The organism is Paraplanobispora siamensis, from assembly GCF_016863175.1.
GTDB lineage: Bacteria > Actinomycetota > Actinomycetes > Streptosporangiales > Streptosporangiaceae > Planobispora > Planobispora siamensis.
Genome location: NZ_BOOJ01000050.1, coordinates 1 through 23,893, shown reverse-complemented (window position 1 = coordinate 23,893; position 23,893 = coordinate 1). Strand labels below are relative to the sequence as shown.

Below are 23,893 nucleotides of genomic sequence, written 5' to 3'. Positions count from 1 at the left end.
TCCCGGCCCGCCCGGCGGGGCCGGGCGCGAGACAGGTGTGAAATTACGATAAGCCCGTTATCAGAGGGAAATAATTGCTTTTATAGGCGCATGTCGATTCGCAGGTCGTTATCGGGCGCCGCAGCGGTGGCCCTGTCCCTCTGCCTCCTGCCCGCCCAGAACGCGCTGGCCGCTCCCGGCTGGGGCAAGCCGGTCCTGGAGGAGCACTTCGACGGCACCCGCATCGACGGCCGCAAGTGGGTCGTCTACCACTCCCCCGGCGCCGAGACCAATCCGCGCACCCGCAGGGCGACCAGCGTGAGCGGCGGCGTGCTGCGGCTCAAGGGCGGGATGTACGGCGGCGCCGACCTGTCCGGCGGCGTGGCCACCCACCTGGCGCAGCGCTACGGCCGCTGGGAGGTGCGCATGCGGGCCGAGCGCGGGGCCGGCTACACCCCGCTGGCCCTGCTGTGGCCGCACAGTCAAGGCCGGCCCGAGTACGCCGAGGTCGACTTCGCCGAGATCATCGACCCGACCCGCCGCTCCGGCGGCATCTTCGTGCACCGCGGCGAGCGGCGTCAGGCCCAGCGCACGGTCAGGGCCGACTTCACCCGCTGGCACACGGTCGCGGTCGACTGGCTGCCCGGCCGGCTGACCTTCTGGCTGGACGGCAGGAAGGTCTGGGACTACCGCGGCTCCAACGTGCCCAGGGGGCACTCCATGCACCTGGCCCTGCAGAACGACGTGACGTGCAACGAGTGGTCCCCGTGCCGCAACGCCTCCACCCCGGCCACGGTGAGCATGTACGTCGACTGGGTGCGCGTCTATCCCTACCGGGGCTGAGGCGCCCGGCGGGAGCCTCAGGGCCGCGCGGGTGACTCCTCGGCGAGACGCTCCCCGGCGGGCGGGGCCGGGGCCTCCCCGGATCCGCCCCTGGAGGCGGTGGCCAGCACGGATCCGCCGAGGATCAGGGCGAAGGAGGCCAGGATCGAGGGGGTGAGCGGCTCGCCGAGCACCACCACGCCCGCGGCCACCGCGACCACCGGGTTGACGTAGGTGAACACCAGCGCCCGGGAGGCGCCGACCTCGCGGATGAGCGCGAAGAACACGATGAACGCCAGCGCCGTGCAGATGAGGGCCAGTCCCGCCAGCGCGGCCAGCACCCGCCCGGCGGGCAGGGCGTCCGGCCAGGTCATCACCGCCGGCGGCGCGTAGACCAGGGCCGCAAGGCCGAGGCAGACGGCCGTCATGGGCAGGGCCGGGACGTCCTTGAGCCGCCGTGCGGCGATGAGCGGGGCGATGGCGTAGCAGGCGGCCGTCAGCAGCACCTCGGTGATCGACCACGGATCGCCGCCGCGCAGCTCGGGCGCGGCCAGCACGGCCACCCCGGCCAGCCCCACGGCCAGGCCCGCCCAGCGGAGGGCGCCGAGCCGTTCGGCGTCGCCGGTCAGCCGGCCCACCACCACCGCGATGATCGGCGAGGCCGCGATGAGCAGGCCGGTCATCGAGCTGGTCAGGTGGCGCTCGGCGTCCGACAGCAGCCACCACGGCACGATGATCTCCAGCGCCGCGAAGGCGGCCATCGGCCGCCAGTGCCGCATGATCCCCCGCAGCCGGCCGCCGCGCAGCGCCAGCGGCAGCAGTACGGCGGCGCCCACCGCGGTGCGCGCGAACACCAGCACGGGCACGGACACGCCGTCCACCGCCACCTTGATCATCAGGTACGGGACGCCCCAGATGACGCTCATCAGGGCGAACAGGATCCAGCCCCGCCTGCTCACCGGACCACGCTCCCCGGATGCGCCGGGCCGTACGGCACGCCGGTCATCGCCGTCACCACTGTCGTTCCTCATCTTCCTCGGACCACCACCGTCATCGACGACACTAGAAAGAGGATTGGCCGCGTGTAAGGTCCAATATCCGCCATATTGATTGGGCCAATGGAGAAGGCAGATGGACTTCCACGTCGGGCTCACCGGACGGGGCGACCTGACCGCGCGCATCTACCGCGAGCTGCGCGAGGCCGTCCTGGACGGCCGCCTGCGGCCAGGGGAGCGGCTGCCGCCCACGCGCGAGCTGGCCGGGCGGCTGGGGGTGGCGCGCAACACCGTCGCCGCGGCCTACGACCGCCTGTCGGCCGAGGGCTTCCTCACCGGCCGGGTCGGCGCGGGCACCTTCGTGTGCGCGCAGCCGCTCACCCGCGCCCGGCCCAGGAACGCCCCGCCGGGCGCGGGCGTGCGGCCGCGGGCGGTGTGGGAGGCCATCTCGGCCGAGCCCGTCCCGACCGGCGGGGACGCCCGGCTCGGGGACGCCGCGGGCACGGGACCCGGGGACGCGGCCGGGGTGGTGTACGACTTCCGGGCCGGCAGCCCGGATCCGGGCCTGTTCCCGCTGGAGACGTGGCGGCGGCTCGTCACCCGGGAGCTGCGCCGCTCGGCCGTCGGCTCCGCCCAGTACGCCGGGCCGGCCGGGCACGCCGGGCTGCGCGAGGCGATCGCCCGGCACACGGGGGCCTCCCGCGCGGTGCGGGCGGGCGCGGACGACGTCATCGTCACCCAGGGGGCGCAGCAGGCGCTCGATCTCGTCGGCCGCGTGCTGATCGAGCCGGGCGACCGCGTGGCGGTCGAGGAGCCGGGCTACCCCCCGGCCCGACTGCTGTTCCGGTCCCTGGGCGCCCGCGTGACCGGCGTCCCGGTCGACGCCGGGGGGCTGCGGGTGGCGGACCTGCCCCGGGACGCCCGGCTGGTCTACGTCACGCCGTCCCACCAGTTCCCGCTGGGCACGCCGATGTCCCTGTCCCGGCGCGCCGCGCTGCTCGAATGGGCCGAGCGCAACGACGCCGTGGTGATCGAGGACGACTACGACAGCGAGTACCGCTTCGCCGGCCGCCCGCTGGAGGCGTTGCAGGGCCTCGACCGGTGCGGGCGGGTCGTCTACGTCGGGTCCTTCTCCAAGACGCTGCTGCCCGCGCTGCGGCTCGGTTTCCTCGTCGCCCCGGCCTCGCTGCGGCCCGCGCTGCACGCCGCCAGGATGCTCACCGGCTGGCACGGCGACCCGGCGCCGCAGGCGGCGCTGGCGGGCTTCATCGAGGAGGGCCTGCTGGCCCGCCACGTCCGCAGGACGACGCGGGAGTACGCCGGGCGCCACGCGATGATCACCGGGGCCCTCCGCGACCGCTTCGCGGACTGGCTGCGGCCGGTGCCCTCGGCCGCGGGCCTGCACCTGTGCGCGCGGCTCGCGCCGGACGCACGGGTCGATCTGGAGACAGTGATCGCCCGCGCCCGCGGGGCGGGGGTCGCCGTGGAGAGCCTGTCCGCCTACTGCGGCGAGACGCCGGCGCAGGCGGGCCTCGTGATCGGCTACGGCGGGGTACGGCCGGCCGCGATCGGCGAGGGCCTGCGGCGGCTGGCCCGGTGCTTCGCCGATCTCACCTGAGCCCGCCTGGACCGGCCCGGCGCCCGGGCCGGCGTCACAGCAGGCGGGCGGCCTTGAGGGCCAGGTGGACCACCAGGCGGTCCTCGCCGTCGGACAGGTCGCGGCCGATCAGGCGCTCGGCCTTGCCCAGCCGGTAGTAGAGCGTCTGGCGGTGCACGCCCAGGGCGGCGGCGGCCTCCTGGACGTGGCCGGCGTGGTCGAGATAGTCCTCCACGGTCCTGGACAGCTCCGGATCGGCGACCAGCTCCCCCGCCTCGGCCGCCAGCTCGCGCAGCGTCTCCGGGGTCAGGCGGGTGAGCATCCGGTAGGCCCCCAGGTCGGCCCAGGCCGCCACCGGCCCGAGCCGCGGGACCCGGCCGGCCACCCGCAGCGCGTGCACCGCCTCCCGCCAGCTCTGCCAGGCCTGCCCCGGCTCCGCCCTGGCATCGCCGACGCCCGCCGCCGTGCCGTACATGGCCCGCACCCGCACGGCCACCTCCCACGCCTGCGCGGCCGGGGCCAGCAGCGCCACCAGCGGCTCGCCGTGGACGGGCAGGCCGGGGTCGGCGATCACCTCGCGCGGGAGGGTCCACAGCGGGACGACCCGGTCGGCGCCGGGGCGCACGGCGATCGCCGTCACCGGGCCGCTCAGGTCGAGCAGGGACAGCGCCCACGACCGCTCCTCGGCGTCGGGCGACAGCAGCTCCCGCAGGTGGCCGCCCAGGTCCCTGCGGCGGCGGGCCTCCTGGGCCAGGACCGTGGCCGCCCGCGCGACCGGCCCGGCCACGGAGTCGAGCCGCTCCTCGGTGAGGGTCCCGTCGTCCAGCAGCCACAGGTAGCCGTAGGTCACCTCCTGGTGCCGCAGCGGGACGCAGACGCGGGCGAGCACGCCCAGCTCGGCGTCGGCGGGGATGCGGACCCGGCCGGGGGCGCTGGCGATGCCGTACCCCTCGAAGTAGGCCCGGACCTCGTCGGAGGCGCGGCGGCGCAGGATGGACTCCTGGCGCACCGTGTCGATGTCGCCGCTCTGCGCGGCGTAGGCCAGCAGCTGGAAGGAGCGGTCCTCCAGGGTCGCGGAGGCGCCCAGCCTGGCGGCGATCTCGTCGACGGTCTCCTGGAGCATCCCACCATTGTCATACATCTGTATGAAGCCTCGCCCCGTGATCGTGGCAGATGCACATGAGACTCCGCTGAGCTGGAGTTTTAGTCTGGGGGGCATGTTCGGTTCAGTTCTCCTCGCCGGGTCGCGGCTGCCGCTCGTACGGCGCGCGGTCTCCGGCGTTCCGTTGACGCGCAAGGTCGTCGACCGCTTCGTGGCGGGCGAGACCGTTCAGGACGCCGTCGAGGCCGTGCGCCGCCTGACCGGTGCGGGCCTGGCCGTCACCATCGACCATCTGGGCGAGGAGACCCGGGACGCCGGGGCCGCCGCCCAGACCGCCGACGCCTACGTGCTCATGCTGGCCGCGCTGCGCGAGCTGGAGCTCGGGGACCGCGCCGAGGTCTCGGTCAAGCTGTCGGCGGTGGGCCAGGCGCTCGGCGCCGACGGCGACAAGATCGCCCTGGACAACGCCCGCCGCATCTGCGAGGCCGCCCACGACGCCGGGGCCGGGGTCACCCTCGACATGGAGGACCACACCACGGTCGACTCCACCCTGGGCATCCTGCGCACGCTGCGCGGCGACTTCCCGGGCACCGGCGTGGCGATCCAGTCCTACCTGTTCCGCAGCGAGGCCGACTGCCGCGACCTGTCGTACGAGGGCTCGCGGGTCCGCCTGGTCAAGGGCGCCTACGCCGAGCCCGCCTCCGTCGCGCACCGCGACAAGAACGAGGTCGACAAGGCCTACGTGCGGTGCCTGCGGATCCTCATGGCGGGGAAGGGCCACCCCATGGTGGCCACGCACGACGACCGGCTGATCTCGATCACCGAGACCCTCGCCGACCGTTTCGGGCGCGCCCTGGGCGACTACGAGTACCAGATGCTGTACGGCATCCGCACCGACAAGCAGCAGGCCCTGGCCGGCGCGGGCCACACGATGCGTGTCTACATCCCCTACGGCGACGACTGGTACGGCTACTTCATGCGCCGCCTGGCCGAGCGCCCGGCCAACGTCGCCTTCTTTCTCCGTGCCCTTGGAGGCAAGTAGCCATGGATGCCATCTCCAACGTCCCCACCCCCGCCAACGAGCCGGTGCTCGGCTACGCGCCGGGCAGCGCCGAGCGGGCCGCGCTCGAGAACCGCATCAAGGAGCTGGCCGGAGCCCAGCTCGACCTGACCATGACGGTCGGCGGCGAGCAGCGCATGGCGGGCGGCGCCTCCCTCGACGTGGTGCAGCCGCACCACCACTCCTCGGTGCTGGGCCGTACGGCGGAGGCCACCGCCGATGACGTGCGGGCCGCGATCGACGCCGCGCTGGCGGCGGCCCCCGCCTGGCGGGCGCTGTCCTTCGACGAGCGGGCCGCGATCTTCCTGCGCGCCGCCGACCTGCTGGCCGGGCCGTGGCGCCAGACGCTGAACGGCGCGACGATCCTCGGCCAGTCCAAGTCGGTCCAGCAGGCCGAGATCGACGCCGCCTGCGAGCTGATCGACTTCCTGCGCTTCAACGTGGCCTACGCGCGGCAGCTGTACGCCGAGCAGCCGCTGTCCTCGCCGGGCGCGTGGAACCGGATGGAGTACCGCCCGCTGGAGGGCTTCGTCCTGGCGATCACCCCGTTCAACTTCACCGCGATCGCGGGCAACCTGCCGGCCTCGGCCGCCCTGATGGGCAACGTCGTGGTCTGGAAGCCCTCCCCCACCCAGCAGTTCGCCGCGCACTTCACCATGCGCCTGCTGGAGGAGGCCGGCCTGCCGCCGGGCGTGATCAACATGGTGACCGGCAACGGCCAGGGCGTCTCCGAGGCCGCCCTGCCCCACCCGGAGCTGGCGGGCATCCACTTCACCGGCTCCACCGCGACCTTCCAGCACCTGTGGGCGGCCGTGGGCGCGAACATCGCCGCCTACCGGTCCTACCCGCGCCTGGTCGGCGAGACCGGCGGCAAGGACTTCGTGCTGGCCCACCCCTCGGCCGACCCGGCGGTGCTGTCCACCGCGCTGATCCGCGGAGCGTTCGAGTACCAGGGCCAGAAGTGCTCGGCCGCCTCCCGCGCCTACGTCCCGCGCTCGATCTGGACGGCGATCCGCGACGACCTGGTGGCCACCGCCGAGTCGCTGACCGTCGGCGACGTGGCCGCCGACCTGTCGGCGTTCATGGGCGCGGTCATCGACGGGCGGGCCTTCGCCAAGCACAAGGCGGCCATCGACCGGGCCCGCTCGCTCGACTCGATCGACGTGCTGACCGGCTCCTACGACGACTCCACCGGTTACTTCGTCAGGCCGGCCATCCTGGAGTCGGCCGACCCGACCGACGAGATCTTCACCAAGGAGTACTTCGGCCCGATCCTCGGCGTGCACGTCTACGACGACGGCGACTTCGACGCGGTGCTGAAGCAGATGGAGAGCGCCTCGTCGTACGCGCTGACCGGCTCGGTGATCGCCCGGGACCGCTACGCGGTCGCCTCGGCCTCGGAGAGGCTGCGCTTCGCGGCGGGCAACTTCTACGTCAACGACAAGCCCACCGGCGCGGTCGTCGGCCAGCAGCCCTTCGGCGGCGCCCGCTCCTCGGGCACCAACGACAAGGCCGGCTCGATCTTCAACCTGATCCGCTGGGTGAACGCCCGCACGATCAAGGAGACCTTCGTCCCGCCGACCGACCACCGCTACCCCCACATGGGCTGACCCCGCGGCACTGAGGTCCGCCGCGGCGATCCACCGCGGCGGGCCGGTTCACACGGTGATGACGACCTTGCCCTCCGCGTGGCCGCCGCTCACGTAGCGGACGGCCTCGCGGGCCTCGGCCAGCGGGTAGGTCCTGCTGACGACCGGGGCGAACCGGCCGGCCTCCAGCAGCTCCGCCAGGAAGCGCAGGTCCCGCTCGCGGTGGAGCGAGACCAGCGCGCGCAGCCGGTGACCGCTGAACGGCGAGGGCAGCATCGCCCGGAACTGGCGGCCGAGCCCGCCCGTCCACTTGCCGCCCTCCTCGCCGCCCATGACGACGAGGGTGCCGCGGGGGGTGAGGGCGCGCCGCATGCGCGACAGCGGCCGGTTGCCCGCGATGTCGAGGATGAGGTCGTAGCGTTCGGGCCGCCCGGTGAAGTCCTCACGCGTGTAGTCGAGGACGTGGTCGGCGCCGATCGAGCGGACCAGATCCGCCTTGGCCGGGCCGCACACGCCGGTGACCTCGGCGCCGAACACCTTGGCCAGCTGCACCGCGAACGTCCCCACCCCGCCCCCGGCCCCGATGACCAGCACCTTCTGCCCCTCCTGGACCTTCCCCGCGTCGCGCAGGCCGTGCAGGGCCGTCTGCGCCGAGATCGGCACGGCCGCCGCCTGCTCGAAGGTGAGGGCGGCAGGCTTGGGAACGAACTTGCCCTGGCGGCCGCAGGCGTACTCGGCGAAGGAGCCCTGGCAGCTGCCGAACACCTCGTCCCCGGGCCGGAAGCGGGTGACGTTGCGCCCGACCGCCTCCACCCGCCCGGCCACGTCCATGCCCCGCACCCGGACCCTGGGCGCGCGCAGCCCGAACCCGAGGCGCACCAGGTACGGCGTGCCCGTCATGAGGTGCACGACGCCCGCGTCGACCCCGGCCGCGCGCACCCGGACGAGCACGTCGTCGTCCCCGGGCGCCGGCGGGTCGACGTCTCTGAGCTCCAGCACGTCGGCCGGGCCGTAGGTGTCCTGAACGATTGCTTTCACGGGGTCTCCTCCGCGTTGCCGGGGTACTGGAACACGTCGTCGAGCGGGACGCCGAACACCCGCGCGATCTGGAAGGCCATCTCCAGGGAGGGCGAGTAGCGGCCCTGCTCGATCGCGATGACGGTCTGGCGCGTGACGCCGATGCGGGTGGCCAGCTCCGCCTGGGTCATCTCACCGTGGGCGAAGCGCAGGGACCGGATCGAGTTGGTGACCCTGGTCGGCTTCACCACGGTCAGAAGCCCTTGCGGTAGGCGGCGATCTTCGTGAGGGACCCGAGGACCGCCGACAGCACGAACGCCAGGTAGAGCACGTTGGCGATCCAGAACTGGTCCGCCTCGGCCATCGCCAGCACGCAGGCCGCGATGCCGCCGATGACGACGAAGGACTGGCCGGTGTGGTCGCCGAAGCGGTTGATCTCCCGGTCGCGCTGGTCCTTCTGCCCGGCGTCCTCGGGCGCCAGGGCCGCGGCCACGATGCGCAGGACGATCGCGACCACGACCGCGGCGCCGATGCTCCACAACATGATCGGCACATAGGCCACCTCGGCCAGCGGGGTGGGCCCCGCCTGGCCGAGGAGGAGGGTCAGGTAGACCGCGTAGGCGACGGCCGAGACCGCCGCCATGATCCACGCGAGCTTCTCTTCGAACGGCATGCCAGGAATGTAAAACATCGCGGACACCGTGTCTAGTTTTCTTTACATCATCAGCCGCCGTGACCGCCGTCTCCGGGGAGGGTCAGGGTCGCCGTCTGCGACCCGGTGTCCCAGAGCAGCCCGCCGGCCGCCTCCATGGCGAACAGGGCCGACACCTCCTCGGCCACCGTCATGCGGGCCTGGGCGGCGATCTTCCGCAGGGAGGTCCGGTGCGGGCGGGGACCTCCGTTGTCCACGAAGTACGGCATCTCCTCGACGATCCGGCAGGCCACGTCACCCTCGCCGAACTCGTCACGGGCCGCCTTCCACACGCGCCAGGGCGCCTCCGCGAACCCGTGGGCCGGCCTGCCCGCCCGCCGCACCCGCCGGTCGGTCCGGGCCCTGACGGCGACGCTCTTTCTCACACGACTCTTTGGCATGGGCACATGATGGCGGAGACATCGACTCTCAGTGACTGAATCAGCACTTTGAGCGAAGTCGACGCTGTACGCCTCGATCGGGCGAAGACCGGATCGCCCCGTTTCCACCGGGAACCGAATCCCATCGATCCGGCGGAAACTTTCCTTCCCGGCCCTTCGTCAAAAGGTAAAGCGAGAATAAAGACCACACTTCCACGGGGGCGGAGTACGGGGAGGCGCGGGGATCGTTGACGGGGAGCACAGGGGCGGCGGGGCCGCCGATGAGCGCCGAGGGCGTCGAGCACGCCCTCCGGGCCCGCCACGAGGAGCGGGACCGCATCTCCGACGACGTCCTGGATCTGGACGCCCACACCATCTTCCGGCTGCTGCGCAGCTCGCCGCTGCGCGGGGAGACCGCGCGCCGGTGGGCGACGGCCGAAGCCCGCGCGGCACTGCTGTGGGCCCTGCTGGACGCCTACCGCGGCACGCTCACCCGGGCCGACCGGATCCGGGCCGACAACCGCCGGCTCGGGCCCGCCGAGCTCGCCGAGCTGACCGAGCTGCTCACCGGGCCCGCCGTACGGCTGGTGCCCGACGCCGGGCCGCTGGAGCGGCGCTCGCTGCTGCACAGCGGGGAGCAGCGCTTCACCCTCGACGAGGCGGTGGCCACGATGGACCAGGCCTTCCGCGACGTCATCGACGTGATCACCGACGTCGACGCGGTCTGGAACGCGGCGCTGCCCCGGCTCGACACCGCCTCGGCCGCGATCGCCGCCGCCCGTGAGACGCTGCGCGAACTCGGCGATCCCGACCCCGGCCTGGAGGCGTGCGGGCGGGAGATCGAGCGCATCCGCGAGGAACTGCGCCACGATCCTCTGGGATCCGGCGGCGGGGGCGACGAGGACCTGGACCGGGTGGTCGCCGAGGCCGCACACCTGAGCGAGAGGGTACGGCGGGCCGCCGAGTTGCGGCGGGCCTACGGCGAGCGGCGTGAGACCCTGGCCCGGCGCGTCGGCCGGGTGGCCGCCGCCGAGGAGGAGGCCCGCAGGGTCCGCGACCTGGTGCTGGCGAAGATCGCCTCACCGGCGCTGCCCGCGCTCGCGGACCGCGCCCCTCTTCTGGGCCGACGGCTGGCCGCGCTGGATCCCTTCCCTCCCGCCAGGGCCCTGCCTGCGCCCGGCCGGGAGACGGCGGGCGGCGGGGTCACGGGTGCGCCGGACGACGGGCGGTGGCTGGAACGTGAAGAACTGCTCGCCGGTCTGGAACGCGCCACCGAGGACGCCCTGCGGCAGGCCGAGCGGGCCGGGACGGCCCTGCGCGAGCTGATCGCGCGCCGCGACGAGCTGCGCGGCAGACTGGAGGCCCTGCGGGCCAAGGCGGTCCGGCTCGGCCTGGCCGAGGACGCCGGGCTCGTCTCCCTGTACCGCCGGGCACACGACCTGCTCTGGACGGCCCCCTGCGACCTGCGCCGGGCCACGGTGGCCGTCACCGGATACCAACGTGCGACCGAGGGAGCCGCCGGATGACCGCCTGCGCCCAGCCCGACTGCACCGGGACCATCGAGGACGGCTACTGCGACCTGTGCGGCCACGCCGCCCGGCCGCCGGGCGCCGCCCCGTCCGCGCCCGCCTCCTCCTCTGCCGGGATCGCCTCCTACGGGCCCGCCCCTTCTTCTCCCGGACCCGCCTCCCACGGGCCGGTCTCCTCTCCCGGGGCCGTCTCCTCCGGGGCCTCCCGACCTGGTCCCGGCTTCACGTCCTTCTCCGTTCCCGTCACGATCCCCTCCGGCGCCCGCGGGAGCGGCTCCACGCCGAGCAGGGGGACCCGGGGCACCGGCGGCAGCCGTCCCGGGATGCTGGGCTCGGGACTGGCCGAGGTGCCGCCGGTGGTCTACCGGGACCCGGTCGAGGTGGTGCTGAAGGACCCGCAGGTGCCGGAGGACAAGCGGGTCTGCGCCAAGCCGGGCTGCGGCCGTCCGGTGGGCCGCAGCAGGGACGGGCGGCCGGGCCGTACCGAGGGGTTCTGCCCGCACGACGGCACTCGCTTCTCCTTCACCCCCAAGCTGCGCGAGGGCGACCTCGTCGCCGGGCAGTACGAGGTCAAGGGCTGCCTGGCGCACGGCGGGCTCGGCTGGATCTACCTGGCCGCCGACCGCAACCTCGACGGCCGCTGGGTGGTGCTCAAGGGGCTGCTGAACACCGCCGACGCCGAGGCGCTGGCCGTGGCCGAGGCCGAGCGCCGGTTCCTGACGGGCGTGGACCACGCCAACATCGTCAAGATCTTCAACTTCGTCCGGCACCGGGAGCCGGGGGGCGAGCCGGGGCACATGGCCGGCTACCTCGTCATGGAGTACGTCGGGGGCGAGTCCCTGCACGACCAGCTCCGCCGCAAGCTGCGGGAGAGCGGCGGCGCGCGGGCGCTCCCGCTGCGCCAGTCGATCCCGTACGCGCTGGAGATCCTGCGCGCCCTGGGATACCTGCACGACCGGGGCATGCTGTACTGCGACCTCAAGCCCGCCAACGTGATCCAGGTCGGCCGCGAGCTGAAGCTCATCGACCTGGGCGCGGTCCGGATGGCCGCCGACCAGGACAGCGCCATCTACGGCACGGTCGGCTACCAGGCGCCGGAGATCGCCTCCGAGGGGCCCTCGGTCGCCTCCGACCTCTACACGGTGGGGCGCACGCTGGCGGTGCTGAGCTTCCCGTTCAGCCCGGTCCGCGACAACGCCGAGGCCCCGCTCCCCGACTTCGACGACCTGCCGCCGGAGGCCAGGTACGAGTCCTTCCACCGTTTCCTGCGCCGGGCGACCGCCGCGGTCCCGGCCGCCAGGTTCGCCGGCGCGGAGGAGATGGCCGACCAGCTCCTGGGCGTGCTGCGGGAGGTGCGCGCGGTGGAGGACGGCATCCCCTACCCCGCGCCCTCCCCGCTGTTCGGTCCCGAGCGGATCGCCGCCGGGACCTCCCTGGCGGGACGGGGCAGCGGGCGGATCCTGGAGCCGCTCGACCGCGCCGCCGCCGCGGCCGCCCTGCCCGTGCCGCTGGCCGACCCCGCCGATCCGGCCACCGCGTTCCTGTCCGGCCTCACCGCGCGCACCCCCGGCGAGCTCGTCACCATGCTGGAGTCGGCGCCGGACACGCCCGAGACCCTGCTCGCCCGGCTCAGGATCAGCGCCGAGAACGGCATGCCGGAGACCGAGGCCCTGCTCGCCAGGGCGGCCGGGAGGCTGGCCGGCGACTGGCGGGTCCTGTGGTGCCGGGGCGTGCACCAGCTGGTCTCCGGCGATCCGGCGGAGGCCGCGCGGATCTTCGACCGCTGCTACGACCTGATGCCCGGGGAGTGCGCCTCCCGGCTGGCACTGGCCTTCAGCCTGGAGGCCGCCGGCGACCAGGCGATGGCCGAGTGGCGCTACCGGTCGGTGTGGAACACCGACCGGTCCTACGTGAGCGCGGCGTTCGGCCTGGCCCGGGTCCTGCTGGCCCAGAACCACCGGGACGCGGCGCTCGAGGTCCTCGACGAGGTGCCCACGAGCTCCAGCAACTTCGTGGCGGCGCGGCTGGCCGCCGTGGCGGCGGCCGTACGGGAACGCGCCCCCGTGTCGCTGAACGCCGCCACGCTGAGCGCGGCCGGAGAGCGGCTCGACGATCTCGGCGACCTCGATCCCCGGCGGCGGGCGCAGATGGCCGCCGAGATCCTGGAGCGGGCCCTCGAATGGCTCGACTCCGCCTCCGGCGCGACCTCGGGCAGCGGTTCCCTGCTCGGGACGCCGTTCAGCGAGCGCGATCTCCGCCGGGAGCTGGAGCGCCTCTACCGCGGGCTCGCGCGCTCCGCGGCCACCGTCGCCGAACGGCACGCGCTCATCGACCGTGCCAACGCCGCCCGCCCCAGGACGCTGCTGTGACGGCCCCCGACGACGCCGTGGCGACCCCGGAGGCGGGCGTGGGCGAGCCGGACGACGCGGTGACGCTCCCGGTCGCCGCGCGCCGCCCGGCCGGAACGCCCGAGACCGGAAAGAGCCCGGCTGATCCCGGCGACACCGCGCACGCGGGAAGCCCGACGGGTGCGGGAAGCCCGGCGAAGGCGGGAAACCCGGCGGGTGCGGAGGACACGACGGCCACCGGGGACGCCTCGGACCCGGGGAACACCACCGGGGCGCCGGAGGCCGGGGAGAGCCCGGCGGGCGCCGGGACCACGGCGGATACAACGAGCACAACGGACGCGGCGGGCGCCGAGAACACCTCGGACGCGGCGGACACAACGGACGCGGCGGGCGCCTCGGGTGTGGAGGCGGGCGCGGGCGGCGCGTGTCCCCGGTGTGGTTCGAGCGTGCACCCGGGTGAGTTCTTCTGTGAGGGCTGCGGGCAGCCGCTGGACGGGGCCGGCTGTGTGCGGTGCGGGCCGGCTCCGGTGGATCCGGAGGGCTACTGCGAGCTGTGCGGCCTGCGGCAGCCGTCCGAGAGCGACCACACCGAGACCGAGGCGGGCGGCGCCGCGGGGGTGAGCGACCGCGGGCTGCGGCACAGCCGCAACGAGGACGCGATGGCGCTGGTGGCCGCGGACGGCGTGACCATCGGCGTGGTCTGCGACGGGGTGTCCTCCTCGCCACGCCCGGAGACCGCCTCCTCGGCCGCCGCGCGGACGGGCGCCACCTCGCTCCTGGAGGCGCTCCGCTCGGGCGCCGACCCGGTGACGGCCACCCGTACGGCGCTGGCGGGGGCCGCGACCGCGGTGGCCGCGCTGGGCTCCTCGGTGGACGACGCGCCCGCCTGCACCTACGTCTCCGCCGTCGTGGGACCGGACCGCGTCACGATCGGCTGGGCCGGTGACAGCCGCGCCTACTGGCTCGGCGCCGCCGCCACGCCGCCGCCCGGCACCGGCACCGATTCCGACACCGGCCCGATGCCGTCTCCCATATCCGACACCGACACCGGCCCCATGCTCTCCCCCGTCTCCGGCGCCGGTCCGGCGCCCCTGCGCGGTCCCGCGTTGCTCACCGAGGACGACGTCGTCTCGCCCGGCCTGCTGTCGGCCTGGCTCGGAGCCGACGCGGGCCGGATCACGGCCCACGTCGGCGAGTTCGCGCCCGAGGGTCCCGGGGTGGTCCTGGTCTGCAGCGACGGGCTGTGGGGCTATCTGGAGGAGGCCGCGGACCTGGCCCCCTTCACCGCGCGGGACACGCCGCTGGAGGCGGCCCGCGCGCTGGTACGGCACGCGCTCGCGGCCGGGGGCCGCGACAACGTCACCGTCCTGGTGATCCCGTTTCATCCGCCGCCGGTGTAGACCGGCACCCGCCGACAGAGGAGGAACGCGTGAGCGACCAGCCCCTGTTCACGCTGGACATCGACCAGAACAAGTACCTGCCCACGGGCGGCCGGGAGATCCACGCCATCCTCACCGTCGAGGCCAGCGGCCCGGCGGAACGGGCGGCCGCGGACGTCGAGGCCGCCGAAGTGATCATCGTCGACGCGTCCGGCTCGATGGGCGGCTCGAAGATCGTCGAGGCTCGCCAGGCCGCCCAGGCCGCGGTGGAGACCCTGCGCGACGGCACGTACTTCGCCGTCGTCGCCGGGACCCACGAGGCGACCAAGGTCTACCCCCACCGGGCCGGGCTGGTCCGGGCCGACGGGCGCACGCGCAAGGAGGCCGCCCAGGCCCTGCGCGGGCTGCGCGCCGACGGCGGCACCGCGATCGGCAAGTGGCTCAGGCTGGCCGCCGAGCTGCTGGCCGACCATCCCCGGGCGGTCCGCCACGCCATCCTGCTCACCGACGGCCAGAACAACGAGAGCGCGGAGGTGTTCGACGCCGCCCTGGCGCACTGCGCGGGCACGTTCGTCTGCGACAGCCGGGGCGTGGGCACCGACTGGGCCCCGGCCGAGCTGCGCAAGGTCGCCGACGCGCTGCTGGGCACCTCCGGCTTCATCCGCGACGCCAGGGACCTGACGGACAACTTCCGGATGATGATCGAGAGCATGATGGGCAAGGCGGTCGCCGAGGTCGCGCTGCGGGTCTGGACGCCGCAGCACGGCAAGGTGAAGTACCTCAAGCAGGTCTCGCCGACCCTGTCGGACCTGACGGGCATGCGCGCCGCGGCCGACCCGCTGACCGGCGACTACCCGACCGGGGCGTGGGGCGCGGAGACGCGGGTCTACCACCTGTGCGTCGAGATCCCCGCCGGCGCGGTCGGCCAGGAGGTCCGCGGCGCGTGGGTACGGCTGGTGCGCCCCGACACCGGCGAGATCCTCGCCCGCGGCAACGTCCTGGCGCAGTGGACCGACGACCTGGCCCTGTCCACCCGCGTCAGTCCCGGGGTGGCCCACTACACCGGGCAGGCCGAGCTGTTCGACCTCATCCAGGAGGGCCTGGGCGCCCGGGCGGCGGGCGACCTGGACACCGCGACCGCCCGCCTGGGCCGGGCCAGGCAGCTGGCCGAGGAGTCCGGCAACGACGACACCGCCAAGCTGCTGGCCAAGGTCGTGGAGATCGACCCGGGAACCGGCACCGCCCGGTTGCGCCGGAGCGTCGACAAGGCCGACGAGATCGCGCTGGACACCGGATCGGTGCGTACGGCGCGCATGCGGAGGGACCCGGGCGAACCCGGCTCCTCCGACGGCCGGAGCGCCGCGGGCTGAGAGGAGGAACGCGATGGCCACCTGCCCTCAGGGGCACGACCCCGGCGAGGCCGGACTCGCCGACGGGTACTGCGACGTCTGCGGCAGCCGCCTGACCGGCGCGGCCGGGACGGCGGCGCCCCCGCCCGCCGGTTCCGCCCACGCGGGCGGCGGGAACGGCGCCGCGGCGGCGTCCGCGCCGTCGGCCGTCTCCGCGCATCCCGCCGGAGACCCGGCCGCCTCCGGGGCCGCGGCGTCCCCCGCGGAGTGCGCCGCCTGCGGTGCCCCGATCAGCGGGCGCTTCTGCGAGGACTGCGGCCACGACCAGACGGCGCCCGTCCCCGACCGGACCGCCGGTCCGGGTCCGGCTGGTCCGGCGGGCCGGGGCTCGCCGGGCGCGTCCGGCCCCACGGGATGGGCCCCGATCGGGAGCGGACCGGCGCACGCGAGCGGACCGGCGTATGGGACCGGGCCGCCGTACGGCACCGGAGCCGGACACGCGAGCGGGTCACCGTACGGCACCGGAGCCGGACACGCGAGCGGGTCCGGGCATGGAAGCGGACCGCCGTACGGCACCGGACCGGCGCACGCCGGCGGGCCGGCGCAGCCGGGTTCGGGGGCCGTTCCCGCCTGGGAGTGGGAGGTGACGATCCAGGCCGACCGCGCCCACTACGACCGGATGATCGCGCAGGGCGGGCCGGACGCGGAGCGGGTGCTGTTCCCGCCGTACTGCCCGCGGCGCGACGTCCCGCTGACCGGTGCGGAGGCCCGGATCGGCCGGGTCAGCCGGTCGAGGAACCTGGTGCCGGAGATCGACCTGAGCGGCCCGCCCGAGGACCCGGGCGTCTCGCACCTGCACGCGGTCCTGCTGCCCGCGCCCGGCGGCGGGTGGACGCTGATCGACCCCGGATCCGCCAACGGCACCGTGGTCAACGGCCGGCAGATCGCGGTCAACGAACCCGTGCCGGTGGGGGACGGCGACCGCATCCACCTCGGCGCGTGGACCCTCATCACCCTGCGGCGCAGGAGGGAAACGTGACACCCGTCCCGACACACCAGGCGGCAGCGGCCCAGGCCCCCGACCCGGCCGTCACCGCCTCGCCGCCCCCGGCCGCGCCGGGCGGCGTCCCCGTCCCGGCGGCCTCGCCCGCCGCTCCCCCGGCGCCCCCGCCCCGGACCGGCCGGCTCTCCTCGCGCCTGCAGAGCGTGCCGGGCCGGGTCCTGGTCATCACCACCGCCGCCGTCGTGGCGCTGGCCCTGCTGTTCGGCGCCCTGTCGTCGTCCTTCCAGAGCGTCAGGGACGGCCTGGACGTCATCGGCCACGACGCCGGCCCGCAGGTCGTGGCGACCGCCGATCTGTACTTCGCGCTCAGCGACATGGACACCCAGGTCGCCAACGTCCTGCTGATCGGCGACGAGCACGGGCTCGGCAAGGGGCGGCAGCGCGCGCTCGACGTCTACGAGCAGCGCAGGAGCGACGCCGGGCGGGCGGTGCTGCAGGCCTCGGCGCTGGCCGGCGCCGACCCCGCCGAGCGGCGGACCGTTCAGGCGGTGCTGGACGGCCTGGGCCGCTACGAGCGGCTGGCCGCCCGGGCGATGCTCCTGGACGAGCAGGCGGGCCACAGGGCGGGCCCGCCGCCGCAGCGGGTCCTGGAGGTCTACCGGCAGGCGACCGACCTGATGCGGCTGGAACTGCTGCCCATGGCCTACAACCTCACCCTGGAGAGCGGGACCGTCGTCCGCCGCGCCCACGAGGAGCAGAGCTCGGACGTGCGGACCGGACAGGTGCTCGTGGCCGGGACGGGGCTCCTGGCGCTCGGCGGCCTGCTGTGGCTGCAGGTCTTCCTGGCCCGCCGGTTCCGCCGGGTGTTCAACCCGGCCCTGGTGGTGGCCACGGTGATCGCCGGGATGTACACGCTGACCGGCTTCACGGTCCTGGGCAACGAGACCGGCATCCTGCTGGAGGCCAAACGGGACGGCTTCGACTCCGTGCTCACCCTCGCCCGGGCCCGCGCCGTCGGCAACAGCATGCACGGCGACCAGAGCCGCTACCTGCTCGACCCCGAGCGGGCCGACACCTACGAGCAGACCTATCTCGACAAGTCCCAGGCGGTGCTCTTCGCGCCGAGCGGCAACCTGGGCGCGTACTACAAGGCGGTGGCCGCGGGGGCCGACGACTATCCCGGCCGGCAGCCCTTCCTCGGTCTCATCGGCCAGGAGTCGGCCCGTTCGGGCCTGCCCGGCCACGAGGCCGCGGTCATCGAGGTGCTGCGGCGCTATGAGGAGTTCCAGCGCGCGGACCGCACGATGCGCGGGCTGGGTCCCCGCCAGGCCGTCGAGCTGCGCGTGGACACCCTGGAGCAGCGCTTCGGGAACTACGACGCGGCGCTGGTCGAGCTCGCCGGGCTGCACCGCACCGCGTTCGACCGGGCGGTGCGCAGCGGCGAGGAGCAGGTCGAGGAGCTGTGGTTCCTGCTGCCGCTGGCCGTGGTCTCCACCGCCGTGCTGATCGTCGCCGGGGTCTGGCCCCGGCTTTCGGAATACCGTTGAGGGGAGGGTCATGCGACCTGTGACCAGAGCGGCGCTCGCCGTCGCGGCGGGAGCGGCCCTCCTGGCCGCCCCGGCGTGCGGGACCGCCGGGCCTCCGTCGATCCTGGACCGCGAGACCCTGGTGGTCGGCGTCAAGCCCGACCAGCCGGGGCTGGGCATGCGGATCGGCGAGGACCGCTACGAGGGCTTCGACGTCGACATCGCCACCGAGGTGGCGCGCCGGCTCGGGATCGAGGACGTCAGGTTCGTCACCGTCCTGTCCTCCAACCGCCAGCAGTTCATCCAGAACGGGCAGGTCGACATGGTCGTGGCGACCTACTCGATCACTCCGGTGAACCGGTCGAAGATCACTTTCGCCGGGCCGTACTACGTCGCCCACCAGGACACCCTCGTGCGCGCCTCGGACCGGGACATCAAGAACGTGCGCGACCTGAAGGGCAGGAAACTGTGCCAGGCCGCCGGGTCGAACTCCTGGCGCAGGGTCAAGGAGGAGCGGCAGATCGCCGTCGAGCTGGTCCCCGCGGCGTCCTACGGCGAGTGCCTGACCAAGCTGCGCGAGGGCGCCGTGGACGCCGTCTCCACCGACGACCTGATCCTGGCGGGTTTCTCGGCGAAGGCCGGCTCCGCGCTCAGGATCGTCAACGCGCCCTTCACCGACGAGCGGCTGGGCATCGGCATGCGCAAGGGCGACCTGGACGGCTGCGAGGCCGTCAACCGGGCGCTCACCGCCATGTACCAGGACGGCACCGCCGAGAAGCTGCTGAAGAAGTGGTTCGCCGCCTCGGGGCTGGCGCTCACCTTCACCGTCCCCCAGTTCGAGGGCTGCGCCTGAGCGGCCGCCCCGGGGTCCCGGCCCTCACGAGTAGGCGGCGACCATGCCGACGACCGTCCCCGCCAGGCCCGCGACGGTGATCAGGATCCCGGCGATCACGGAGGTGCGGCGGCCGCGTCGTACGCCGAGGAAGTACAGGATCACGTACGGCAGGAAGCCCAGCATGCCGATCCCGAGGAAGGGCAGGGTGAGAGCGGCGATCACGCCCGCCGTGCCGGCCTTCACCGCGCGGTCGCCCTCGGGGGTGAGCTGGGCGCGGGTGACGTCGCCAGCCTCGGAGTCCGGGGAGGCCGCCACCGCGACCGCCGCGCCGCCGCCGTCGGGGGCGAAGCTGCCCTTGCAGTCGTAGCGGCCCTTGCCGAGGTCCTCGCACGAGACGACCGTCAGGGTGCCGGGCGTGCCGACCTGGCCCGCCGCCAGCCGGAGGTCGCCCACCGCGAAGAGGATCGGCATCAGGCAGACCGCGAGCCAGCACAGGACCAGGACGACCCGGGCGAAGGGCCCCGGCAGGCGGCCGGGCTGGGGCTTCACCCCGGGCTGGAAGACGTCCGCGATATCGGTGAATGAGTCACTCATGGACATATGGTGCACTATGTCGCTTGCGACTCACCTGACACCGGCTTGCGCCGGGCCCGCAGGCCCGCGCCGTCCGTGACCTGCGCCGGAGCCGACGCGACTCGCCGCGGGCCCGCGCCGGGCCCGCATGGACTACGAGCTGCGCCGGGCCGCGGCCTCGGCGGCGTCCATCTCCGCCGCCTCCTCCGGGGTCGGCGCGGTGCCGCCCAGGTGGCGGGGCTGCCACCACACGCCCTGCGGGATCTGCGGGTAGCCGCGCTGGGCCTTGTCCAGCAGCTCCGCCATCCGCGTCCGGAGCTCGACGGTGGCCGCGTCGTAGTCGTCGCCGCGCTTGGGGTTCATGGGCTCGCCCACCAGGATGGTGATCGGCACGTGGCGCTGGGTCAGCTTCCTCGGGCGGCCCTTGGTCCACAGGCGCTGGGTGCCCCACAGCGCGATCGGGATCATCGGCACGCCGGCGGCGACGGCCATCCGGACGGCGCCGTTCTTGATGTCCTTGATGGTGAAGGACCGGCTGATCGTGGCCTCGGCGAAGACGCCGACGACCTCACCGGCCTTGAGCGACTTCAGCGCGGCGCCGAACGCCGAGGCGCCCGCGGCCCGGTCGACCGGGATGTGGTGCATGCCGCGCATGAGGGGGCCGGAGATCTTGTGGTCGAAGACCTCCTTCTTGGCCATGAACCGCACCAGGCGCCCGGCCGGGCGGGCGGCCAGGCCGGCGAAGATGAAGTCGAGATAGCTGATGTGGTTGCTGACCAGCACCGCTCCGCCGGTCCTGGGGATGTTCTCCGCGCCCTCGATGCGGATCTTCATGTCCAGGACGCGGAACATGGTCAGCGCCGCCCCGATGACGGGGGGATACACGATCTCAGCCATGGCTGAACCGTACCTCAGGGCGACGGCGCGTCCCGACCGGCATCGGGCGCTGGCCGGTGTCGGACAGGTCAGCGGGTCCGGCCGCCGAACGCGGTGATGCGGTCGCGCATCCGGTCCGCCGTCTCGTGGTGGGAGTGGTCGTCACAGAGCAGGGCGAAGGCGCCGGTCCGGTCCGGGCGCTCACCCAGAGTGGCGTGCAGGGCGGCCAGCCGCTCGTGCACCTCGGCCAGGCTGGCGCAGGTCGTGCGCGCCTGGGCCAGCATCCTCTCCCGCGCCGCCTCCAGTTCGAACTTCAGGCGCGCCGCCCTCTCCAGGATCTGGCGGTTGTCGCGCGGGGAGGTGACAGGTATGTACTCCCTGCGCGCGCGCGACGACTGGCGCAGGTTCCGCATGGACGGCACGTGTCGGCGCGGCGGAGGCGGCACGGGGGCGGCCTCCGGTTCGCACCGGTCCTGGGAGCGGAAGACCGCGGGACGGTCCGGCGAGGAGCCCGGCCACATCAGCTCCGCCAGCTTGTGCACGGCCTCGGGGGCGGTGATCACGATCTCCCCGCCCAGGTTGCGCAGGTCCCGGTGCACACGGCTCAGCATCCGCATCGCGTTGATGTCGCAGAACCGCACCCCGCCGGCGTCCACCAGGATGTGCAGGATGTCCTCGGCGAGCAGGGACCTCAATATGGATTCCACGTGCCCGCAGTTCAAAGCGTCCATCTCGCCGGCCACGATCACGACGGCGGTGGACGTCGCGATGTCGCGGTGAACCACGCGTGCTGTCAACTCCATACCCATCCCATACCCCATCACAGAGATTCGTGCCAGCGTTTACCGAATGCCGGGCGATCGTCCGCATGAATCGGCCGGATCTGGTTAGGACGGTTATGTGAACGGCTTCGCCGGACGGGATCTCGTTGTCGTCGCCGCCTCCGCGGGAGGCGTCGAAGCCCTCCGCGCCCTGTTGTCGGAGTTTCCCGACGGTCTGGCGGCGTCCGTCCTGGTCGTCCTGCATCTGCCTCCCACCGGAGGAAGCGCCCTGGCGGGGATCCTCGACCGGGCGGGACCGCTGAAGGCGGCGCCCGCCGTCGACGGCGAGCCCCTGCGGCACGGGCGGGTCTACGTGGCGCCTCCCGATCACCATCTGCTCGTGCACGACGCGTCGGTCAGGCTGTCCCGGGGGCCCCGGCACAACGGGCACCGTCCCGCGGCCGACCCGCTGTTCCTGAGCGCCGCCCTGGAGGGCGGGCCCCGCACGATCGCGGTGGTGCTGAGCGGCATGCTCGACGACGGCGCCGCGGGAGCCGCCATCGTGGAGAACCACGGGGGCACCGTCGCCATCCAGGATCCGACGGAGAGCATGTTCGCCGGGATGCCCAACGCGGCGATCGGCACGACCGAGGATCCGCAGGTGCTGCCGGTCAGGGAGATCGCCGGGTGGATCGTCCGGCAGACCCGTACCCCGGTGAACGGAGGCGAGCAGGTGGCGGATCCCCAACTCGAACGCGAGGTCTCCCTCTTCCTGCGGACCGCCCGCCCCGGTCCCCCGGCCGGGGACCTGAGCGGCTTCACCTGCCCGGAGTGCAACGGCCCGCTGTACGAGACGGAGAACGGGTCGACTCCGCGCTACGAGTGCGTGGTCGGACACGCGTGGTCGGCCCAGAGCATGGCCGACGGCCAGGCCGAGGCCGTGGAGCGGGCGTTGTGGGTGGCGATCCTGCGGCTGGAGGAACGGCTGCGCGTGCTGAACCGCATGATCGAGGGGGCGCAGCGGCGCAAGCAGCACCACTCGGAGCGCCACTTCCGGGAGCAGGCCAAACAGATCGGTGAGGCGCTGGAGACGATGCGGATGCTGCAATCGCGCATCGGCCGCGACAGCGACGACCGTCTTTCTTCATGAGGTGCCGGGATCGGAATATCCTTGGGAGCCGTGACACCTGGTGAGGAACGTGAATTCAACGATCTTCTTCTCATGCTGAAGGAGACTCGCGGTTTTGACTTCACGGGATACAAGCGCACGACCCTCATGCGCCGCATCAGCCGCCGGCTGGAGGCGCTCAAGCTGCGCGACTACGGAGAGTACCGCGACTACCTGGAGCTGGAGTCGGAGGAGTTCGGCCTGCTGTTCGACAGCCTGCTGATCAACGTCACCAGCTTCTTCCGGGACACCGCGGCCTGGCAGACTCTCCGTGAGACGATCCTTCCCGCCCTGGTGGCCGCCAAGGGGCCGGGCAAGCCGATCCGGGTCTGGAGCGCGGGCTGCGCCACCGGCGAGGAGGCCTACAGCCTGGCGATCGCGCTGGCCGAGGAGCTCGGCCTGAACGAGTTCCGCGAGCGGGTGAAGATCTACGCCACCGACCTGGACGAGAAGGCCCTGCAGGTCGCGCGCACCGCCGTCTACACCGAGCGCCACCTGGCGGAGATGCCGGCCGAGCTGAGGGAACGCTACTTCGAGCCGGTGGAGGGCGGCTTCGCCTTCCGGCGCGACCTGCGCCGGCAACTGATCTTCGGTCGCAACGACCTCACCCGCGACGCCCCCATCTCCCGGGTGGACCTGCTGCTGGCCCGCAACACGTTGATGTACTTCAACACCGAGACGCAGCTCAACATCGTCCGCAGGTTCCACTTCGCCCTCGCCGACCCCGGCTACCTGTTCCTGGGCAAGGCCGAGATGCTGCTCAACCACGGCGACAAGTTCGAACCCGTGGACCTGCGCATGCGGCTGTTCAGGAAGATCGGCTCCTCCACGGCCGGCATGCGCGCTCCTCTGCCGACGGGCAACCCCACCAGCGAGCCGTACGTCGGCGACGCCGGGCTGCAGAGCGCCGCGCTGGTCTCGGGACCGGTCGCCCAGATCGTGCTCGACCGGTCGGGCAGCCTCGCCATGATGAACTCCCGGGCCGAGATGCTCTTCAGCCTCAACCCGCGCGACATCGGGCGCCCCTTCCAGGACCTGGAGGTCTCCTACCGGCCGGTCGAGCTCCGCTCGGTGATCGAGCAGGTGGAGACCGAGCTGCGCACCGCCGAGCTGCAGGACATCACCTGGCGTCGCCCCAACTCCGCCGAGACCAGCGCCTTCGACATCTCCGTCGTCCCGCTCCTGGCTCCCGGCGGGGAGATGCTCGGCATCGGCATCAACTTCAACGACGTGACGCGCTACAGCAGGCTCCGCGACGAGCTGGAGCAGGCGAACCGGGAACTGGAGCACGCCTACGAGGAGCTGCAGTCGCTC

General features: G+C 73.5%; 22 protein-coding genes. 13 read left to right on the top strand and 9 right to left on the bottom strand.

The annotated features are described in order from the left end of the window. Window positions 1–90 precede the first annotated feature (90 nt). Window positions 91–822: a glycoside hydrolase family 16 protein gene (locus Psi01_RS28410; RefSeq protein WP_204067191.1), complete on the top strand. Its 732-nt coding sequence runs from the start codon at window positions 91–93 to the stop codon at window positions 820–822. Between the two features lie 17 nt (window positions 823–839). On the opposite strand, the gene Psi01_RS28405 is transcribed toward Psi01_RS28410, so the two are convergent. Continuing rightward, window positions 840–1,832, bottom strand: coding sequence for a DMT family transporter (locus Psi01_RS28405; protein WP_239128098.1), 993 nt, complete (start codon window positions 1,830–1,832; stop codon window positions 840–842). Window positions 1,833–1,932: 100 nt separating this feature from the next. On the opposite strand from Psi01_RS28405, the gene pdxR reads away from it, so the two are divergent. Further along, the gene (gene pdxR, locus Psi01_RS28400) at window positions 1,933–3,414 is read left to right on the top strand and encodes a MocR-like pyridoxine biosynthesis transcription factor PdxR (protein WP_204067190.1); all 1,482 of its coding nucleotides are present in this window, start codon (window positions 1,933–1,935) and stop codon (window positions 3,412–3,414) included. Window positions 3,415–3,448: 34 nt separating this feature from the next. Here pdxR and Psi01_RS28395 read toward each other — a convergent pair whose 3' ends face one another. Then, entirely contained in the window at window positions 3,449–4,516 is a 1,068-nt protein-coding gene (locus Psi01_RS28395; protein ID WP_239128097.1) for a PucR family transcriptional regulator, read from the bottom strand. Window positions 4,517–4,610: 94 nt separating this feature from the next. Between Psi01_RS28395 and Psi01_RS28390 the strand changes: the two genes are divergently transcribed. Together Psi01_RS28390 and pruA are read left to right on the top strand one after the other, a co-directional pair. After that, a complete protein-coding gene (locus Psi01_RS28390) occupies window positions 4,611–5,537 on the top strand; it encodes a proline dehydrogenase family protein (RefSeq protein ID WP_204067188.1) in 927 nt (308 codons plus the stop codon). A gap of 2 nt (window positions 5,538–5,539) precedes the next feature. Next, window positions 5,540–7,165 carry an L-glutamate gamma-semialdehyde dehydrogenase gene (gene pruA, locus Psi01_RS28385; protein WP_204067187.1) on the top strand — a complete coding sequence of 542 codons (1,626 nt, stop codon included), beginning with the start codon at window positions 5,540–5,542 and terminating at the stop codon, window positions 7,163–7,165. A 48-nt stretch (window positions 7,166–7,213) separates the two neighbouring features. On the opposite strand, the gene Psi01_RS28380 is transcribed toward pruA, so the two are convergent. The 4 genes from Psi01_RS28380 to Psi01_RS28365 are packed head-to-tail and all read right to left on the bottom strand — an operon-like array spanning window position 7,214 to window position 9,253. Continuing rightward, window positions 7,214–8,182: an NAD(P)-dependent alcohol dehydrogenase gene (locus Psi01_RS28380; protein WP_204067186.1), complete on the bottom strand. Its 969-nt coding sequence runs from the start codon at window positions 8,180–8,182 to the stop codon at window positions 7,214–7,216. Further along, on the bottom strand, window positions 8,179–8,412 hold the full coding sequence (locus Psi01_RS28375; RefSeq protein ID WP_204067185.1) for a helix-turn-helix transcriptional regulator: 234 nt from the start codon (window positions 8,410–8,412) through the stop codon (window positions 8,179–8,181). The genes Psi01_RS28380 and Psi01_RS28375 overlap by 4 nt, the downstream gene beginning before the upstream one ends. A 2-nt stretch (window positions 8,413–8,414) precedes the next feature. Beyond that, a complete protein-coding gene (locus Psi01_RS28370; protein ID WP_239128096.1) occupies window positions 8,415–8,834 on the bottom strand; it encodes a hypothetical protein in 420 nt (139 codons plus the stop codon). A 50-nt stretch (window positions 8,835–8,884) separates the two neighbouring features. Beyond that, a complete protein-coding gene (locus Psi01_RS28365; RefSeq protein WP_204067184.1) occupies window positions 8,885–9,253 on the bottom strand; it encodes a hypothetical protein in 369 nt (122 codons plus the stop codon). Window positions 9,254–9,480: 227 nt separating this feature from the next. Between Psi01_RS28365 and Psi01_RS28360 the strand changes: the two genes are divergently transcribed. The 7 genes from Psi01_RS28360 to Psi01_RS28330 are packed head-to-tail and all read left to right on the top strand — an operon-like array spanning window position 9,481 to window position 19,219. Further along, on the top strand, window positions 9,481–10,758 hold the full coding sequence (locus Psi01_RS28360) for a hypothetical protein (protein WP_204067183.1): 1,278 nt from the start codon (window positions 9,481–9,483) through the stop codon (window positions 10,756–10,758). Then, entirely contained in the window at window positions 10,755–13,130 is a 2,376-nt protein-coding gene (locus tag Psi01_RS28355; RefSeq protein ID WP_204067182.1) for a serine/threonine-protein kinase, read from the top strand. Before Psi01_RS28360 ends, Psi01_RS28355 begins: the two co-directional genes overlap by 4 nt. Next, complete coding sequence (locus Psi01_RS28350; RefSeq protein ID WP_239128095.1) at window positions 13,127–14,509, top strand: PP2C family protein-serine/threonine phosphatase; 1,383 nt, start codon at window positions 13,127–13,129, stop codon at window positions 14,507–14,509. The genes Psi01_RS28355 and Psi01_RS28350 overlap by 4 nt, the downstream gene beginning before the upstream one ends. Before the next feature lie 29 nt (window positions 14,510–14,538). Further along, window positions 14,539–15,858, top strand: a complete 1,320-nt coding sequence (locus Psi01_RS28345) for a vWA domain-containing protein (protein WP_204067181.1) — start codon at window positions 14,539–14,541, stop codon at window positions 15,856–15,858. Between the two features lie 13 nt (window positions 15,859–15,871). Beyond that, window positions 15,872–16,876, top strand: coding sequence for an FHA domain-containing protein (locus tag Psi01_RS43555; RefSeq protein WP_239128094.1), 1,005 nt, complete (start codon window positions 15,872–15,874; stop codon window positions 16,874–16,876). After that, entirely contained in the window at window positions 16,873–18,387 is a 1,515-nt protein-coding gene (locus Psi01_RS28335) for a GlnX family signal transduction membrane protein (RefSeq protein ID WP_239128093.1), read from the top strand. Before Psi01_RS43555 ends, Psi01_RS28335 begins: the two co-directional genes overlap by 4 nt. Window positions 18,388–18,397: 10 nt before the next feature. Next, window positions 18,398–19,219 carry a glutamate ABC transporter substrate-binding protein gene (locus Psi01_RS28330; protein ID WP_204067180.1) on the top strand — a complete coding sequence of 274 codons (822 nt, stop codon included), beginning with the start codon at window positions 18,398–18,400 and terminating at the stop codon, window positions 19,217–19,219. A 24-nt stretch (window positions 19,220–19,243) separates the two neighbouring features. Here Psi01_RS28330 and Psi01_RS28325 read toward each other — a convergent pair whose 3' ends face one another. From Psi01_RS28325 to Psi01_RS28315, 3 genes are all read right to left on the bottom strand, one after another. Further along, window positions 19,244–19,795, bottom strand: a complete 552-nt coding sequence (locus Psi01_RS28325) for a hypothetical protein (RefSeq protein ID WP_204067179.1) — start codon at window positions 19,793–19,795, stop codon at window positions 19,244–19,246. 132 nt (window positions 19,796–19,927) lie between these two features. Further along, the gene (locus Psi01_RS28320; protein WP_204067178.1) at window positions 19,928–20,671 is read right to left on the bottom strand and encodes a lysophospholipid acyltransferase family protein; all 744 of its coding nucleotides are present in this window, start codon (window positions 20,669–20,671) and stop codon (window positions 19,928–19,930) included. A gap of 68 nt (window positions 20,672–20,739) precedes the next feature. Beyond that, window positions 20,740–21,453, bottom strand: a complete 714-nt coding sequence (locus Psi01_RS28315; protein ID WP_204067177.1) for an STAS domain-containing protein — start codon at window positions 21,451–21,453, stop codon at window positions 20,740–20,742. Between the two features lie 97 nt (window positions 21,454–21,550). Here Psi01_RS28315 and Psi01_RS28310 point away from each other — a divergent pair, with 97 nt between their 5' ends. Both Psi01_RS28310 and Psi01_RS28305 read left to right on the top strand, forming a co-directional pair. Next, a complete protein-coding gene (locus Psi01_RS28310) occupies window positions 21,551–22,561 on the top strand; it encodes a chemotaxis protein CheB (protein ID WP_204067176.1) in 1,011 nt (336 codons plus the stop codon). 72 nt (window positions 22,562–22,633) lie between these two features. Then, window positions 22,634–23,893 (top strand): CheR family methyltransferase (locus tag Psi01_RS28305; RefSeq protein ID WP_239128092.1); only part of this gene is annotated, 1,260 nt, incomplete at its 3' end.

Excerpts from the sequence above, each read along its gene's own strand:
- Psi01_RS28410 (WP_204067191.1), top strand. The coding sequence starts at position 91 with ATGTCGATTCGCAGGTCGTTATCGGGCGCCGCAGCGGTGGCCCTGTCC.
- Psi01_RS28405 (WP_239128098.1), bottom strand. The coding sequence starts at position 1,832 with ATGAGGAACGACAGTGGTGACGGCGATGACCGGCGTGCCGTACGGCCC.
- pdxR (WP_204067190.1), top strand. The coding sequence starts at position 1,933 with ATGGACTTCCACGTCGGGCTCACCGGACGGGGCGACCTGACCGCGCGC.
- Psi01_RS28395 (WP_239128097.1), bottom strand. The coding sequence starts at position 4,516 with ATGCTCCAGGAGACCGTCGACGAGATCGCCGCCAGGCTGGGCGCCTCC.
- Psi01_RS28390 (WP_204067188.1), top strand. The coding sequence starts at position 4,611 with ATGTTCGGTTCAGTTCTCCTCGCCGGGTCGCGGCTGCCGCTCGTACGG.
- pruA (WP_204067187.1), top strand. The coding sequence starts at position 5,540 with ATGGATGCCATCTCCAACGTCCCCACCCCCGCCAACGAGCCGGTGCTC.
- Psi01_RS28370 (WP_239128096.1), bottom strand. The coding sequence starts at position 8,834 with ATGCCGTTCGAAGAGAAGCTCGCGTGGATCATGGCGGCGGTCTCGGCC.
- Psi01_RS28365 (WP_204067184.1), bottom strand. The coding sequence starts at position 9,253 with ATGCCAAAGAGTCGTGTGAGAAAGAGCGTCGCCGTCAGGGCCCGGACC.
- Psi01_RS28355 (WP_204067182.1), top strand. The coding sequence starts at position 10,755 with ATGACCGCCTGCGCCCAGCCCGACTGCACCGGGACCATCGAGGACGGC.
- Psi01_RS43555 (WP_239128094.1), top strand. The coding sequence starts at position 15,872 with ATGGCCACCTGCCCTCAGGGGCACGACCCCGGCGAGGCCGGACTCGCC.
- Psi01_RS28330 (WP_204067180.1), top strand. The coding sequence starts at position 18,398 with ATGCGACCTGTGACCAGAGCGGCGCTCGCCGTCGCGGCGGGAGCGGCC.
- Psi01_RS28325 (WP_204067179.1), bottom strand. The coding sequence starts at position 19,795 with ATGAGTGACTCATTCACCGATATCGCGGACGTCTTCCAGCCCGGGGTG.
- Psi01_RS28320 (WP_204067178.1), bottom strand. The coding sequence starts at position 20,671 with ATGGCTGAGATCGTGTATCCCCCCGTCATCGGGGCGGCGCTGACCATG.
- Psi01_RS28315 (WP_204067177.1), bottom strand. The coding sequence starts at position 21,453 with ATGGAGTTGACAGCACGCGTGGTTCACCGCGACATCGCGACGTCCACC.